Below are 14,618 nucleotides of genomic sequence, written 5' to 3'. Positions count from 1 at the left end.
AGCTCAGTCTCGACGGCGACCCCACCCGCGGGGGAGCCACCGAGGCCGACCTGCCCTCGGTTGCCGAGGCCGTCGCCGCGGCCCCGGCGCTGCGGCTGCGCGGCGTCATGGCGGTGCCCCCGATCGGGGCCGACCCGGCCGCCGCGTTCGCCCGTCTCGCCGATCTGGCGGCCCGCGTGCGGGCCGCGCACCCTGAGGCCGACGCCATCTCCGCCGGGATGAGCGACGACCTCGAGGCGGCCGTCGCCGCCGGCTCGACACACGTCCGTGTCGGTACGGCGTTGCTCGGTCGTCGCACCACCAAGTTCAGCTAGCGTCGCAGCCAGCGACCGCTTCACCCCGCTCCGCCCCGCGCGGAACGCGAATACTGGAGGACCCACATGCCCGGAGCGATGCACCGGATGGGCGTCTACCTCGGCCTCGTCGAGGAGGACGAGCAGGAGTACGAGACCGCCTACGCCGGCGCCCCCGAGCGCACCCCCGCCCGGCGCGAGGAGTACGCCGAGGCCCGGTACAGCCGCGAGCAGTCGCCCCGCGCCGAGGTCGCCTACGGCCGCCCGGCCCGGCAGCAGTACGACGAGGAGGTGTACGCCGAGGTGCGCGGCCCCGCCTACGACGAGCAGCCGACCTACCAGATCACGGCGCTGCACCCGCGCACCTACAACGAGGCGCGCACCATCGGCGAGCACTTCCGCACGAACACGCCGGTGATCATGAACCTGTCGGACATGGAGGACGCGGACGCGAAGCGGCTCGTCGACTTCGCGGCGGGCCTGACCTTCGGCCTCCGGGGTCGGCTCGAGCGGGTCACGGCCAAGGTGTTCCTGCTCAGCCCGGCCAACGTCCAGGTCACCGACTCGGACAAGGCGAAGATCGAGAGCGGCTTCTTCAACCAGTCCTGACCGCGTCGCCGCGGCCCACCGCGGAGGCGTGATCGAGGACGGACCGACCGGCCTGGCACCATGGAGGGTGCCGGGCCGTTGTCGTCTGTGAGGGGCACGGCTCGGACAGGAGGACTCCGCCATGACAGTGCTGTGGGGTGTCGTGTGGTACGCCCTGCATGTCTACTTCCTCCTGCTGCTGGCGCGCCTCATCGTCGACTGGACGCGGCAGTTCGCCCGGTCGTGGCGCCCCGCGGGCACGGCGGCCGTCGGCTTCGAGCTGGTGTACATGCTCACCGACCCGCCCATCCGCGCGCTGCGGCGCGTCATCCCGCCGCTGCAGCTGGGCAACGTCAGCCTCGACATGAGCTACTTCATCGTGCTGATCATCGTGATCATCCTGCAGGCGGTCACTGGCGACCTGTCGCACCCCGCCCCGTAGGATGCTTGCGCACGAGGCGCCGCCGGTGTTCGCGCCTCGACCTCGCCGAGCACAGAAGGTGACGACATGCCGCTGACCCCCGCCGAGGTCCACAACGTGGCCTTCAAGAAGCCGCCGATCGGCAAGCGGGGCTACGACGAGGAAGAGGTCGACCAGTTCCTCGACATCGTCGAGGTCGAGCTCTCGCGGCTGATCGAGGAGAACACCGACCTGCGCGTCCGCCTCGGCAGTGGCGCCGGCGGCGGTGCTGTCGACCTCGGCAAGGCCGGCGGTGACGCCTCGGCCGCCGACCTCGCCGCCGCGCGCGAGGAGAACGACCGCCTGCGCGCGCAGATCGCCGAGCTCGAGAAGGCCTTCGCCAGCAGCTCGTCCGGCCAGGACGGCATCGCCGAGGTGCAGCAGCAGGTCGTCCAGGCCCAGCAGCAGAACGCCCAGCTGCAGGAGCAGGCCGCCGGTCTGCAGCAGCAGGTCGCCCAGCTCGAGCAGCAGCTGGCCGAGGCCCGCGCCGCGCTCGAGCAGGCGCGCGCGACCGCGCCCGCGCAGGCACCCGTCGCGACCGGCGCGCCCGGCGAGCACGCCCAGCAGGCCGTGGCCATCCTCGCCCTCGCGCAGCAGACGGCCGACCAGCACCTCGAGCAGTCGAAGGCCGAGGCCGACCGGCTGCTCGCCGAGGCGCGCACGACGGCCGAGACGACCACGACCGAGGCCAACCGGCAGGCCGAGCAGACGATCGCTGCCGCGAACGCCCAGGCCGAGCAGACCATCGCCGACGCCGACGCCCGCGCGCGCACGACGCTGTCCGACGCCGAGCAGCGCTCGACGCAGCAGGTGAGCGAGGCCGAGCAGCGCGCCCGGCAGCTGGACGAGGAGAGCTCGTCCAAGGCGCAGCAGACGGTGTCCGCCGCGGAGCAGCGGGCGGCGAGCATCACGGCCGACGTCGAGCAGCGCAAGACCGACCTCGAGCGACGCATCGAGGAGCTCCGGGTGTTCGAGCGCGAGTACCGCAGCCGACTCAAGGAGTACCTGGAGGGGCAGCTGCGCGAGCTCGTGGGCTCGGGTGCCGACCGCGGCGCCGACGCGGGGGACGCGGCCGCGGTCGCGGCGTCCGGCGGCGACGCCGCCGCCGAGGACTCGGGGCACACCGACGCCGAGGGGCACGCCGGCGACGAGCAGCACGCCGACGCCGGCTCGAGCTGAGCGACCGGGCCCGATCGACGGCGCCGATGGCCGCCCGCACGCGTCCAGCACACCGGCCGGGTGATCCCGGTCCCGGGGAGGCGCGGCGTGGGACGAGCGCGTACCGTCCGTCTCGGATGGTGACCTTCCGTCATGTCGGTCGTTGTCCAGTTCGGCGCGGCGGCCACGTGCGTGCTCGACGCGCCGGCGTCGAGCACGATCAAGATCGTCGCGTCGTTCGTGCGTGCGGGGTGACGGTCGTGCTGTCGCTCCGCGCCGACGTCCCAGCCGCACCATCCGTCTCGCCCCGCACATCCGGCCCCCGTGCCGGACAGTCCCGCAGGAGGTCCGACCGTGAGCACTGACACCTCACCGTCGTCACCCGCCGTCACCGTGACGTCCCTCTCCTCCGTCTGGGTCGTCGACGGCGCGCCGGACTATCACGTCGGGCCGTCGTGCCGCGTGCTGTCGGGACGCTCGCGGGACGAGCTGTTCGAGATCCCGCTCGGCCAGGCGACCGAGGACGGCTTCACGCCCTGCGGGGTCTGCAGCCTCGAGCTCGCCGCCGCGGCACCGTCGGTGCCCTCGGTGCCGCCCGCCGACGCGTCGGCCGCGCCGGCCGCGAGCGGCACGGTGCTCGTCGTCGACGGCTTCCCCGACTACCACTCCGCCGGCTGTGTCGCACTGGTCGGCAAGGCCGAGATCGGCATCCCCCTGCAGCAGGCCGTCGAGGACGGCTTCACCGCGTGCCGCCTCTGCATCGGCGCGACGGCGTCGGCGCCGGCCGCGACCGGCGGCCGCGGGTCGTTCGAGCAGGCGTTCACCGCGCCGGCGAGCATCAACGGCAACGGCAACGGCGCGCACACCACCGGCACCGCCTCGGTGTGGGTGGTCGACGGCGAGCCCGACTACCACCGCCGCGCCTGCACGACCCTGGCCGGCAAGCAGGACATCGAGGTGCCCTTCGACCAGGCGGTCGAGGACGGCTTCCAGCCGTGCGTCGTCTGCCGCCCCACGGCCGCGGTCGTCGACACCCCGCCCGCGGCCGCCGAGCCGGCCGCGGCGACGGTCGCGCCGCCGGTCGCGCCGCCGAGCGCGCCGGCCGCCGCCGTGACCGACAGCGACACCGTGCTGGTGGTCGACGGCAAGCCCGAGTACCACGTGACCGGGTGCCGGCGGCTCTCCGGCGAGGACGCGATCGCCATCCCGCGCAGCCAGGCGGTCGAGGACGGCTTCGCCCCCTGCGGCGAGTGCCGCCCGGCGACCGGCGGGACGGACAGCACCCCGACCGTGCCCGCCCTGCGCCCGGACGCCGTCTGGGTCGTCGACGGCGAGCCGCAGTACCACCCCGAGGGCTGCCGCGACCTGATCGGCAAGGCCGCCGTCGCGATCCCGCTCGACCAGGCGACCGAGGACGGCTTCACCGCCTGCGCCCACTACGGCGCCGCGGCGCAACCGGCCGAGACCGCCACGAAGGACGTTGCGCCCGCCCAGGACAGCGCGCCGGTGACCGAGGCGCCCGCCGCCGAGCCGCCGGCCGTGCCGGCGTCGTCCGCCGGGCCCGTGATCGGGGCCGACGAGGTCGTCGTCGTCGACGGCAAGCCGGACTACCATCGGGCCGACTGCAGCACGCTGACCGGCCAGGCGACCGTGGCGATCCCACGCACGCAGGCTGTCGGCGACGGGTTCCGGCCCTGCACCGTCTGCACGCCCGACGGCGGCGAGGCCGCGCACGCCGACCGCACCCCGCCGGCCGAGCCGGCCGCCGGCGCCGCGGTCGAGCAGGCGTGGGTCGTCGACGGCTACGCGCACTACCACCAGCAGGGCTGCCCGACCCTCACCGGACTGCCGGCCGAGCCGCTGCCGCTGCAGGAGGCGATCGAGCTCGGCTTCGCGCCGTGCACGGTCTGCTCCGGTGGTACGGCGGAGACCCCTGCGGCCGGTCCGGCCGCCACGACCGACGGTGCGGTGGCGCCGGCCGACCCCCAGCGGCCCGCAGCCGCGGCGACCGGGGCGGACGAGGACACCGTCTGGGTCGTCGACGGGTACCTCAACTTCCACCGCCAGGGTTGCGTGCGCATCGCGGGCGCCGAGGCGATCGCGATCCCGCTGAGCCAGGCGACCGAGGACGGGTTCCAGCCCTGCGGGTTCTGCCGCCCGACCGGTGCGGACGCCGACGAGGCGCTCGCCGCCGACGAGTCGTTGCGCGCCGCCGAGCTGCCGCCGGCCGCCGCCACCGGGCACGACCAGGTGTGGGTGGTCGACGGCCAGCCGCTCTACCACGCACAGGGCTGCAGCCGGATCGCCGGCGAGTCGGCCATCGCGATCCCGTACGCGCAGGCGACCGAGGACGGCTTCCAGCGCTGCGACGTCTGCCTCGGCTCGTCGACCGACGCCGCGGCGTCGGCCGAAGCAGCCGCGGCGCCCGCCGAGGCCCCGGCAGCGGCGCCCGTCGAGGCCTCGGCCGCCGAGGCTCCGGCCGCCGAGAGCCCGGCGGGGACCGGGTCGGTCGCTCCGGTCGAGCCGGAGGCGCCCGCCGCGTCCGTCGACCTGACACCGCCGCCCGCCGCAGCCGACGCCACGGCCATCGCCGAGGCCCCGGCCCCGCATCCTGACGCGGAACCGATCGCCGAGGCCGCCGTGACCGAGACGACGGCCGACGAGTCCGCGACCCCGGAGCACGAGGCCGCGGTGTCCGAGGCGCCGGCCGCGGTCGAGCAGCAGCCGGCTGCCGTCGAGGAGGCGGCCGAGCCCGTCGCGACCGCCACCGCGGCGCCCGAGGCCACCGAGGCCACCGCGGCGCCCGAGGTCCCGGCCGCGTCCGAGGCCCCGGCAGCGCCCGAGGCAGCGGCGCCGGCAGCCGCCGCGCCGGTGCAGCCGAGCGCGCCGGCGGGTGCGGAGCCCGCGGCACAGGTGTTCGTCGTCGACGGCCGCCCGCGCTACCACCGCGCCGACTGCGTGATCGTCAAGGGCGTGGCGACCCGTGAGGTCGCCCGCGAGCAGGCGATCGAGGAGGGCTTCAAGCCCTGCTCGATCTGCACCCCGGGCAGCTGACCCGGCTGCAGTCGTGATCTCGGCCGGAAGCACACCAGGGTGTGCCTCCGGCCGAGATCATCTTCGGAGCGGATCGCCGCAGGCCGGCCCCGGGCGTCCCGGCGGAATCGGCCGCCATGGCAGGTCGTGACGGGTTCCTCCGCGCGTGACGGATCTCGGATCCGGTGACGGCAGTTTCTGCCGTCACCAGATCCGAGATCCGTCACCAGATCCGAGATCCGTCACGCCCGAGATCATCGGATGGGTCGGGGCGGGGGTCAGGCCTTGCGCAGCCAGAGGTGCAGGCCGAGGTCCTCGTCCTCGGTCGCGAACCAGCCGGACGCGTCGGCCGGTCCCCCCTCCTGGACGGACGTCGCCAGCACCTCGCCGGCGAGCGCGTCGGCGTGGGCACGGATCGCCTGCGCGGGCTCCGGTGAGCCGCCGACCCGCCACGCCAGCTCGATCCGGTCGGTGACCTCGAGCCCGGCGTTCTTCCGCGCGTCCTGCACCTGGCGCACCACCTTGCGGAACAGCCCGGCCAGCCGCAGCTCGTGCGTCAGCTCGAGGTCAAGCGCGACCGTCTCGGCCCCGGCGGACGCGACGGCCCAGCCCGAGCGCGGCGTCTCGGCGATCACGACCACGTCCCCGCTCAGCGGGAGCGTCTCGCCGTCCAGCTCGACGCTCGCCGTGCCCGCGCGGTAGCGCGCCACGAACTCGTCGACCGGTGCGGCCGTGACGAGGTTCGCGACCTGCTGCGTGCGCTTGCCGAACACCTTGCCGAGCGCGCGGAAGTTCGGCTTCAGCGTCACCTCGACGAGCTCCTCGGCGTCGGCCAGCACCGCCAGCTCGACGACGTTGAGCTCGTCGCGCACCTCGGCGCGCAACGACTCGGGCACGTCGGCCCAGCCCGGCGCCGAGACCAGGGCCCGGGCCAGCGGCTGGCGGGTCTCGACCTTCGAGTCGGCCCGCGCGGCGCGTCCGAGCTCGACCAGCCGGCGCACGAGCGCGACGTCACGTGAGAGCGACTCGTCGACCAGCGAGGTGTCGGCCTTGGGCCAGTTCGCCAGGTGCACCGAGTCCGGTTGCCCGTCGCGGCCGGCGAACAGCGCGCCCCAGACCCGCTCGGTCACGAACGGCACGAACGGCGCCATGAGCAGCGTCAGCAGGTGCAGGCACTCGTGCAGCGTGCCGAGCGCGGCCGGGTCGCCGTCCCAGAACCGGCGGCGCGACCGGCGCACGTACCAGTTCGACAGGTCGTCGATGAAGGCCGCGATCGCCTTGCCGGCGCGCGCGGTGTCGTACGCCTCGAGCGCGTCGTCGACCTCGGCCGCGAGCCGGTGCGCCTCCGACAGTGCCCACCGGTCGAGCTCGGTACGCTCGCCCGCACCGGCGCCGGGCGTCCAGTCGTTGGCCCGGGCGTAGAGCGACTGGAACGACGCCACCGACCAGTACGTCCTGATCACCTTGGACGCGATCTCGTCGAGCACCTTGTGTCCGACGCGGCGACCCGACCACGGCGAGCCGGCGCAGAGCATGAACCAGCGCAGCGCGTCGGCGCCGTGCCGGTCCATCAGCGGGATCGGCTCGAGGATGTTGCCGAGGTGCTTGCTCATCTTCCGGCCGTCCTCGGCCAGGATGTGCCCGAGGCAGAGCACGTTGCGGTAGCTCGACCGGTCGAACACCAGCGTCGCGACGGCCATGAGCGAGTAGAACCACCCGCGGGTCTGGTCGATCGCCTCGCAGATGAAGTCGGCCGGGTAGGCCTGCCGGAACTCCTCGTCGTGCCGGTAGGGCGCGCCCCACTGGCCGAACGGCATGGAGCCGCTGTCGAACCACGCGTCGATCACCTGCGGCACCCGGCGGTAGGTGCCGGTCTCGCCGGGCAGGGTGAACGTCACGTCGTCGACCATCGGCCGGTGCGGGTCGTCGAGCGCGACGCCCGAGAGCTCCTCGAGCTCGGCGAGCGAGCCGACACACACCATGCGCGACGGGTCCTCGTCGTTGCGCCACACGGGCAGCGGGGTGCCCCAGTAGCGGTCACGCGACAGCGCCCAGTCGATGTTGTTGTTCAGCCAGTCGCCGAAACGACCGTGCTTGATCGTCGCCGGGAACCAGTTGGTGGCCTCGTTCTCGGCGAGCAGCCTGTCCTTGATCGCGGTCGTGCGGATGTACCAGGACGGCAGCGCGTAGTACATGAGCGGCGTGTGGCACCGCCAGCAGTGCGGGTACGCGTGCGTGTACGGCAGGTGCCGGAACAGCAGGTCGCGCGAGCGCAGGTCGGCAACGAGGGCGGCGTCGGCGTCCTTGAAGAACTGCCCGCCCACGAGCGGGACGTCGGCGGCGAAGTGCCCGTCGTCGAGCACCGGCTTCACCACCGGCAGGTCGTAGGCCTTGCAGACCGCCATGTCCTCGGCGCCGAACGCCGGCGACTGGTGCACCAGACCCGAACCGTCGTCGGTCGTGACGTAGTCGGCGAGCACGACGAAGTGCGCCTCGGTCGGGAACGGCACGAAGTCGAACGGACGCCGGTAGGTCCAGCGTTCGAGCTCGGTACCGCGCAGCGTGGCCAGCACCTCGGTGTCGTCGCCCAGCACCTTGCTCAACAGCGGTTGAGCGACGACGAGCGTGTGCTCGCCGGTGCGCGCGACGACGTAGTCGACGGCCGGGTTCACCGCGACGGCGGTGTTCGACACGAGCGTCCACGGCGTGGTCGTCCAGACCAGCAGGTCGGCCTTGCCCGCCCACGGACCGGAGGTGAGCGGGAACCGCACGTACACCGACGGGTCGGTGACCTCCTCGTAGCCCTGCGCCACCTCGTGGTCCGAGAGCGTCGTGCCGCACCGCGGGCAGTACGGCGCGACGCGGTAGTCCTCGACGAGCAGGCCCTTGTCGAAGATCTGCTTCAGCGCCCACCACACCGACTCGACGAAGTCGGGACGCATCGTCCAGTAGGCGTTCTCGTAGTCGGCCCAGTAGCCCATGCGCTCGCTCATCCGCTCGAACGCGTCGACGTGCCGCTGGACGTTCTCGCGGCACTTCGCGTTGAACTCGGCGATGCCGTAGGCCTCGATGTCGGGCTTGCCGGTGAACCCGAGCTCCTTCTCGACGGCGAGCTCCACCGGCAGGCCGTGACAGTCCCAGCCGGCGATGCGGGGCACCGAGTAGCCCTTCATCGTCTTGAACCGCGGGAAGACGTCCTTGAAGACGCGGGCCTCGACGTGGTGCGTGCCGGGCATGCCGTTCGCCGTCGGGGGCCCCTCGTAGAAGGTGAAACTCGGGCCGCCGGCGGTCTGCTCGAGGCTGCGGCGGAAGACGTCGCGGTCGCGCCAGAAGTCGATGACCCCGTGGTCGAGCTGGGGCAGGTCGACGTGGGGCGGCAGCGCCTCGTACCCCGGCGTCCCGGGTGTCGGCGTCGTGTCCGGCATGGCTGCGTCTCCTCGGCAGGTCGTGCGGTCCGCCGAGGGACGACACTCGCGTGCCGCGGTACCACCCTCGTTGCCGTCCCCCGGGGGGACGACCACTTCGTTCGGTCCGGCTCTACTGCGGCCGCCCCGCGTGGGACGGCCGGTTCTTCCGGGTGCTCGGAGGTGATTTCGGCACCGGCCCATGCCGCCGGGCTTCCACCGTCCCCGACTCGCTCGCGACTGGGCGCCGGCCCTACTTGTCCTCGTCGACGCACCGCCATCGTAGCCATCGTGGACAAACGTTTCCGGTCGCCGCCCGCCTGCAGCCCGGACGCGGGTCGGCGGCCAGCGGCGTGGACAGTGGCGACCGCTGGTACGCGGCCGTATTCTGCGGCGTCTGCAGGTCCGCGCCGGAAGCGGCGCTCCGATTCCCACGAGGGAAGGGGTGGCCATGGCTACCGGGAACCCGATCAAGCGAGTGCTGCAGCGTGTCGGGGTCGGCGGGGGGACGAAGCAGGCGCCGGCGAAGGCCGCGAAGGCGGCGAAGGCCGCACCCCCGGCCAAGGCCCCCGCACCCGCAAAGGCGGCGCCCGCGAAGGCGGCGAAGGCGGCGCCTGTGAAGGCGGCGAAGGTGGCACCTGTGAAGGCGGCGAAGGCGGCGCCCGCGAAGGCGGCCAAGGCGGCGCCCGCGAAGGCGGCCGAGGTGGCACCCGCGAAGGCGGCGAAGGCCGCGCCCGCGAAGGCAGCCAAGGCGGCGCCCGCGAAGGCGGCCAAGGCGGCACCCGTGAAGGCGACGAAGGTGACGAAGGCCCCGCCGGCCAAGGCCGCGAAGGCCGCGCCCGCGAAGGCTGCGAAGGCGGCGCCGACCAAGGCCGCAGCAGGTGCCGGACGCACCACCTCGGCCACCAAGCAGGCCGTCGCCTCCACCGCTGCCGTCGAGGGCGTCGCCGCGTCCAGGCGCTCGACCGCGAAGCAGGCGGCACCGGCGGCGAAGACCACAGCCAAGGCTGCATCCGCTGCGAAGGTTGCGACGAAGACTGGTTCGGGTACGAGAGCCGCAGGCACCACCGTGCCCACCCGATCGACCTCCTCACCCACGCCGGCCGGCGAGGCCACCAACCCCCCAGCGAAGAGCGCCCCCATGACGACCACGCAGCCCCGCACCGCCCACACCCCCGCCAAGCGCACCGCGAAGCGCGCGCCGGCCGTCACCGCCGAGGCGCCGGCCGAGGTGTCCGTGCCCGAGGGCACCGAATGGACGCCGGCCGAGCTGAAGGAGATCCGCCAGGAGCTCGTGCAGCAGCACACCGAGCTCAAGGCGGCCTACGACCGCTCGATGGCCGACCTCAACGACCTCCAGCGCTCGCACACCGACGGTGCCGGCGACGACCAGGCCGACGCGGGCAGCAAGACCTTCGAGCGCGAGCAGGAGCAGTCGATCGCGGCGAACCGCCTCGACCTCATGACGCAGTACCAGCACGCGATCGAGCGGATCGACGCCGGCACCTACGGCTTCTGCGAGTCGTGCGGCAAGCCGATCCCGAAGGCGCGCCTGCAGGCGTTCCCCGCCGCCACGCTCGACGTCGCCTGCAAGACGCGCGAGGAGCGTCGCTGACCGGTGTGACGCGCACGAGCCGCTCCGTCGCGCAGGTCATGTGAGGACGCCGGTGCGCGCCGGGTAGATCACCGGCATGAGCGAACCCGCAACCAATCACGGTGAGACCCACGCGGCCGGCGAAGGCGTGAGCGACGACGAACTGCGCGAGCAGGTCGGCGGCCAGACCGACTCCGAGCTCGAGTGGAAGGACGTCTTCGAGCGCGAGAAGGACGGCGCGACGACCGACACCGAGGCCGCCAAGGCCGACGCCGACGAGCTCGCCGGCGACTGACCGCACGCGACCGACATGACGACCGACCCCGGGGCCGACGCCCCGGGGTCGTCGCCGTCCGGCGGCACGGGGGAGAATGGGTCGGTGAGCTCGCCGGACACCGACACCCCACCGGCGTCACCCTCGGGGGTCGGGCGTCCGCGGCGCATCGTGACCTTCCTGGTGGCCGCCGTGCTCGCCCTCCTCGCCGACGTCCTGTCGAAGATCGTGGTCGTCTCGCAGTTGCCCGACGGCAAGCAGGAGCGCATCCTCGGCGGAGCGATCTACCTGCAGCAGGCGCGCAACTCCGGCGCCGCGTTCAGCGTCGGCACCGGCTTCACGATCGTGCTGACGGTCGTGGCGGTCGCCGTGGTCGTCGTGATCCTGCGGCAGGTCGGCAAGCTGCGCTCGCGCGGCTGGGCGGTCTCGCTCGGACTGATCCTCGGGGGCGCCCTGGGCAACCTCGGCGACCGGATCTTCCGTGCGCCGTCGGTCGGTCGTGGTCATGTCGTCGACTGGATCAGCCTCTTCGGCCCCGACGCCAGGTACTGGCCGATCTTCAACCTCGCCGATTCCGCCGTGGTGATCGGCGCCGTGCTCGCCGCCGTCCTCGCGCTGCTGAACATCGACTTGACCGGGACGCGGCGGCATGGCTGAGACCCGGCTGCTGCCCGTCCCCGACGGCCTCGCCGGGCAGCGCCTCGACGTCGCGATCAGCCGCATGCTCGGGTTCTCGCGCACCGTCGCCGCCGACCTCGTCGACGACGGCCACGTCTCGGTCGACGGGCGGGTGCAGAAGGGCGGCGTCAAGCTGCGCGGCGGCGAGTGGCTCGAGATCGAACTGCCCGAGCCGGAGACGGCGGCGGTGATGCCCGAGCCGGTCGACGGGCTCACCGTGCTCTACGACGACGACGACGTGGTGGCCGTCGACAAGCCGGTCGGCGTCGCGGCGCACCCGAGCCCCGGCTGGACCGGCCCGACCGTCGTCCAGGGGCTGCTCGCGATGGGGTACCGCGTCAGCACCAGTGGGGCGGCCGAGCGGCAGGGCATCGTCCACCGGCTGGACGTCGGCACCACCGGCGTCATGGTGGTCGCCAAGAGCGAGCGCGCCTATACGCTGCTGAAGCGCGCGTTCAAGGAACGCACCGTCGACAAGCGGTACAGCGCGCTCGTGCAGGGCCACCCCGACCCGACCAGCGGCACCATCGACGCCCCGATCGGCCGCCATCCAGGTGCCGAGTACAAGTTCGCCGTGATCGCCGGTGGCCGTCCCAGCGTGACGCACTACGAGACGGTCGAGGCGTTCCGGGCCGCCACACTGCTCGACATCCGGCTCGAGACCGGACGCACGCACCAGATCCGCGTGCACATGGCGGCGGTGCGGCACCCGTGCGTCGGTGACCTCACCTACGGTGCCGACCCCGAACTGGCCAAGCGCCTCGGCCTCACGCGGCAGTGGCTGCACGCGCGGCAGTTGTCCTTCGAACACCCGAGCACCGGACAGCGGCTCACCATCGAGTCGCCGTTCCCCGCCGACCTGCAACAGGCGTTGAGCAGGTTGGCGGCGGAGAGCTGACGGGTAGGCCTTCTGTCGTGCCTGGAAGATCGCAGCTGCTCATCGCCTCGAACCGAGGCCCGCTCACCATCGTCCGCACGCCCGACGGCGACGACGACATCAGCCGCGGCAGCGGGGGACTGGTCAGCGGCATGCAACACGCGTTGCAGTCCTCGCCCGACGCCGTCTGGGTCTGCGCGGCCATGAACGACCGCGAGCGCGGCCTGGCCCGTCGCGCGCCCAACGGGCGACTCTCCGAGATCGACACCACCGCCTCGGCACTGCAGGGCGACTTCGACGTCCGGCTGCTGCCGATCGACGCCACCACGTTCCGCGCGGCCTACGACGCGATCGCCAACTCGACGCTGTGGTTCGTGCTGCACCACCTCTACGAGCCGGCACGGGCACCGGTGTTCGACAGTGCGTGGCGCCGCCAGTGGGCCGGGTACATCCGCTTCAACGAGGCGTTCGCGACCGCGCTGGCCGAGGAGGCCGCGCCCGGCGCCCAGGTGATGATCCAGGACTACCACCTGTTCCTCGCGCCGCGCATGCTGCGCAAGCTGCGGCCGGACGTGCGGATCTCGCACTTCACGCACACGTCGTGGGTCAGCCCGGACGACTTCGCGCTGCTGCCCGACGACATCGCCGCCGCGATCCTCGACGGCATGCTGGGGGCCGACCTGCTCGGCTTCCACACCCAGCGCTGGGCCGACCAGTTCGCCGCCACGTGCCGCGCCGTGCTCGGCATCGAGCCGCGCGGGGTGCAGGTCTTCCCGCTCGGGGTGGACGCCGGCGAGATGCAGCGGCTCGGCGCCCGCCGCGACGTCGAGACGGCGCTGCGACACCTCGACGAGTCCGTCGGCGACCGGCTGGTGATCGGCCGGGTCGACCGCACCGAGCTGTCGAAGAACGTCTGGCGCGGCCTGCTCGCCTACCGCGAGCTGCTGCGCACCCGCCCCGAGTGGCGCGGCCGGGTCGTCCACGTCGTCTACAACAACCCCTCGCGCGAGGACCTCCCCGCGTACCGCGAGTACACGGCCGCGATCGAGCGGCTGGCCGACGAGATCGACGACGAGTTCGCGACCGACGACTGGACGCCGGTGGTGCTCGACATCGTCGACGACTACCCCGAGGCGCTGGCCATCCTGCGGCGCAGCGACGTGCTGCTCATCAACTCGCTGCGCGACGGGATGAACCTCGTCGTGCTCGAGGGGCTGGTGCTGTCCGAGCGGGCGCCCGCGGTCGTGCTCTCGCGCGACGCCGGCGCCGCGGCGGTGCTGGGTGCCGACGACGCGATCATGGTCAACCCGTACGACATCTCGGCCACGGCCGACGCGCTGCACGAGGCGTTAACGATGGACCCGGCGCAGCGCGCGGCGCGCGCCGCCCGCATGAAGGCGGCTGGTGCGGCGAACCCGCCCGACGAGTGGTTCCGGCGGCAGCTCGAGGCGCTCGCGTAGCTCGCGCCGGCCCTCTGATCGACGTGCTCGAGCGACACGGAGTGCCCTAGGGTTCACCCCACCGTGTGCACGGTCGATGACGGTCGGGGGGCCGATGACGACGCCAGGGTGGTATCCGGATCCGCAGGACGGCGCCGTGCGGCGCTATTGGTCGGGCACCGAATGGGGACCGCCCCAGCGCTGGGACGGCCGGTCGTGGGTCGCCGACCTGCCCGTCGCGTCCGCGGCCGGGCCGGCGTACCCCCCGGGGTCGCACCCCGCGGCGCCGTACCCCGCCGCCGCTGCGCCGCCGATCGGACCCGGGGCCGGGCTGCCGCGAGTGCCCCGCCGGCTCTGGGTGGCTGCCGCCGGCGCGGCGCTGGTCGTGCTGGGCTGCCTGCTGCCGTGGGCCAGCCAGAACAACGGCTTCTCGACGCAGACGATCTCGGGCACGGACGCGAACGGGGGCGTGCTCGACCTCGTGCTGGGGCTGGTGCTGCTCGGGCTGCTGGCGGTCGTCGTGCGCGGTCGTGCGGGCGCCAAGGCGCTCTGGGGCGCGCTCGTGGTCGGGGCGGTCATCGTCGTTGTGTGCGTGGCCAACATGTCCAACCTCGCCGACGTGATCGACCAGGAGCAGGCCAGCGGCGTCAGTGACGTGCTCGGCACCGACACGGGCACCAAGGTCGGCGTCGGGATCGTGCTGGTGCTCGTCGGCGGCCTGGTCGCGTTCGTCGCGACCCTGCTCGCCCTGATCGGCCGGCGCCGCTCGTCGCGGGCTGCCGCTGCCTGAGCCCCCGGCTGCGTGCGCCCCCGTGGTGGG

12 protein-coding genes are annotated in these 14,618 nt (G+C 73.4%); 11 read left to right on the top strand and 1 reads right to left on the bottom strand.

Annotated features, from left to right (window positions below):
• From ACTHMS_RS21130 to ACTHMS_RS21110, 5 genes are all read left to right on the top strand, one after another.
• Positions 1-314 (top strand): alanine racemase (locus ACTHMS_RS21130; protein ID WP_440308631.1); only part of this gene is annotated, 314 nt, incomplete at its 5' end.
• A gap of 66 nt (positions 315-380) precedes the next feature.
• On the top strand, positions 381-902 hold the full coding sequence (locus tag ACTHMS_RS21125) for a cell division protein SepF (protein ID WP_440308630.1): 522 nt from the start codon (positions 381-383) through the stop codon (positions 900-902).
• Positions 903-1,023: 121 nt separating this feature from the next.
• Positions 1,024-1,323, top strand: a complete 300-nt coding sequence (locus ACTHMS_RS21120; protein WP_440308629.1) for a YggT family protein — start codon at positions 1,024-1,026, stop codon at positions 1,321-1,323.
• Between the two features lie 66 nt (positions 1,324-1,389).
• Entirely contained in the window at positions 1,390-2,520 is a 1,131-nt protein-coding gene (locus tag ACTHMS_RS21115; RefSeq protein ID WP_440308628.1) for a DivIVA domain-containing protein, read from the top strand.
• A 333-nt stretch (positions 2,521-2,853) separates the two neighbouring features.
• On the top strand, positions 2,854-5,553 hold the full coding sequence (locus tag ACTHMS_RS21110) for a hypothetical protein (RefSeq protein ID WP_440308627.1): 2,700 nt from the start codon (positions 2,854-2,856) through the stop codon (positions 5,551-5,553).
• Positions 5,554-5,810: 257 nt separating this feature from the next.
• Here ACTHMS_RS21110 and ileS read toward each other — a convergent pair whose 3' ends face one another.
• A complete protein-coding gene (gene ileS / locus ACTHMS_RS21105) occupies positions 5,811-8,957 on the bottom strand; it encodes an isoleucine--tRNA ligase (protein ID WP_440308626.1) in 3,147 nt (1,048 codons plus the stop codon).
• 430 nt (positions 8,958-9,387) lie between these two features.
• Between ileS and ACTHMS_RS21100 the strand changes: the two genes are divergently transcribed.
• The 6 genes from ACTHMS_RS21100 (at position 9,388) to ACTHMS_RS21075 (ending at position 14,588) form a co-directional block, all read left to right on the top strand.
• Entirely contained in the window at positions 9,388-10,551 is a 1,164-nt protein-coding gene (locus tag ACTHMS_RS21100; protein WP_440308625.1) for a TraR/DksA C4-type zinc finger protein, read from the top strand.
• 76 nt (positions 10,552-10,627) lie between these two features.
• Positions 10,628-10,825, top strand: a complete 198-nt coding sequence (locus tag ACTHMS_RS21095) for a hypothetical protein (protein ID WP_440308624.1) — start codon at positions 10,628-10,630, stop codon at positions 10,823-10,825.
• 84 nt (positions 10,826-10,909) lie between these two features.
• Positions 10,910-11,461: a signal peptidase II gene (gene lspA, locus ACTHMS_RS21090; RefSeq protein WP_440308623.1), complete on the top strand. Its 552-nt coding sequence runs from the start codon at positions 10,910-10,912 to the stop codon at positions 11,459-11,461.
• A complete protein-coding gene (locus tag ACTHMS_RS21085) occupies positions 11,454-12,380 on the top strand; it encodes an RluA family pseudouridine synthase (protein ID WP_440308622.1) in 927 nt (308 codons plus the stop codon). Before lspA ends, ACTHMS_RS21085 begins: the two co-directional genes overlap by 8 nt.
• Before the next feature lie 17 nt (positions 12,381-12,397).
• Complete coding sequence (locus tag ACTHMS_RS21080; protein WP_440308621.1) at positions 12,398-13,819, top strand: alpha,alpha-trehalose-phosphate synthase (UDP-forming); 1,422 nt, start codon at positions 12,398-12,400, stop codon at positions 13,817-13,819.
• Positions 13,820-13,913: 94 nt separating this feature from the next.
• On the top strand, positions 13,914-14,588 hold the full coding sequence (locus ACTHMS_RS21075) for a DUF2510 domain-containing protein (RefSeq protein ID WP_440308620.1): 675 nt from the start codon (positions 13,914-13,916) through the stop codon (positions 14,586-14,588).
• Positions 14,589-14,618 lie beyond the last annotated feature (30 nt).

It is taken from the genome of Jatrophihabitans sp., assembly GCF_051960575.1.
Taxonomy (GTDB): Bacteria; Actinomycetota; Actinomycetes; order Mycobacteriales; family Jatrophihabitantaceae; genus JBQCEE01.
The sequence above is the reverse complement of the archived record's forward strand: the minus strand, read 5'-3'. Positions and strand labels throughout refer to the sequence as shown.

Coding starts and splice junctions, on each gene's coding strand:
- ACTHMS_RS21125 (WP_440308630.1), top strand. CDS start 381: ATGCCCGGAGCGATGCACCGGATGGGCGTCTACCTCGGCCTCGTCGAG.
- ACTHMS_RS21120 (WP_440308629.1), top strand. CDS start 1,024: ATGACAGTGCTGTGGGGTGTCGTGTGGTACGCCCTGCATGTCTACTTC.
- ACTHMS_RS21115 (WP_440308628.1), top strand. CDS start 1,390: ATGCCGCTGACCCCCGCCGAGGTCCACAACGTGGCCTTCAAGAAGCCG.
- ileS (WP_440308626.1), bottom strand. CDS start 8,957: ATGCCGGACACGACGCCGACACCCGGGACGCCGGGGTACGAGGCGCTG.
- ACTHMS_RS21100 (WP_440308625.1), top strand. CDS start 9,388: ATGGCTACCGGGAACCCGATCAAGCGAGTGCTGCAGCGTGTCGGGGTC.
- ACTHMS_RS21095 (WP_440308624.1), top strand. CDS start 10,628: ATGAGCGAACCCGCAACCAATCACGGTGAGACCCACGCGGCCGGCGAA.
- ACTHMS_RS21085 (WP_440308622.1), top strand. CDS start 11,454: ATGGCTGAGACCCGGCTGCTGCCCGTCCCCGACGGCCTCGCCGGGCAG.
- ACTHMS_RS21075 (WP_440308620.1), top strand. CDS start 13,914: ATGACGACGCCAGGGTGGTATCCGGATCCGCAGGACGGCGCCGTGCGG.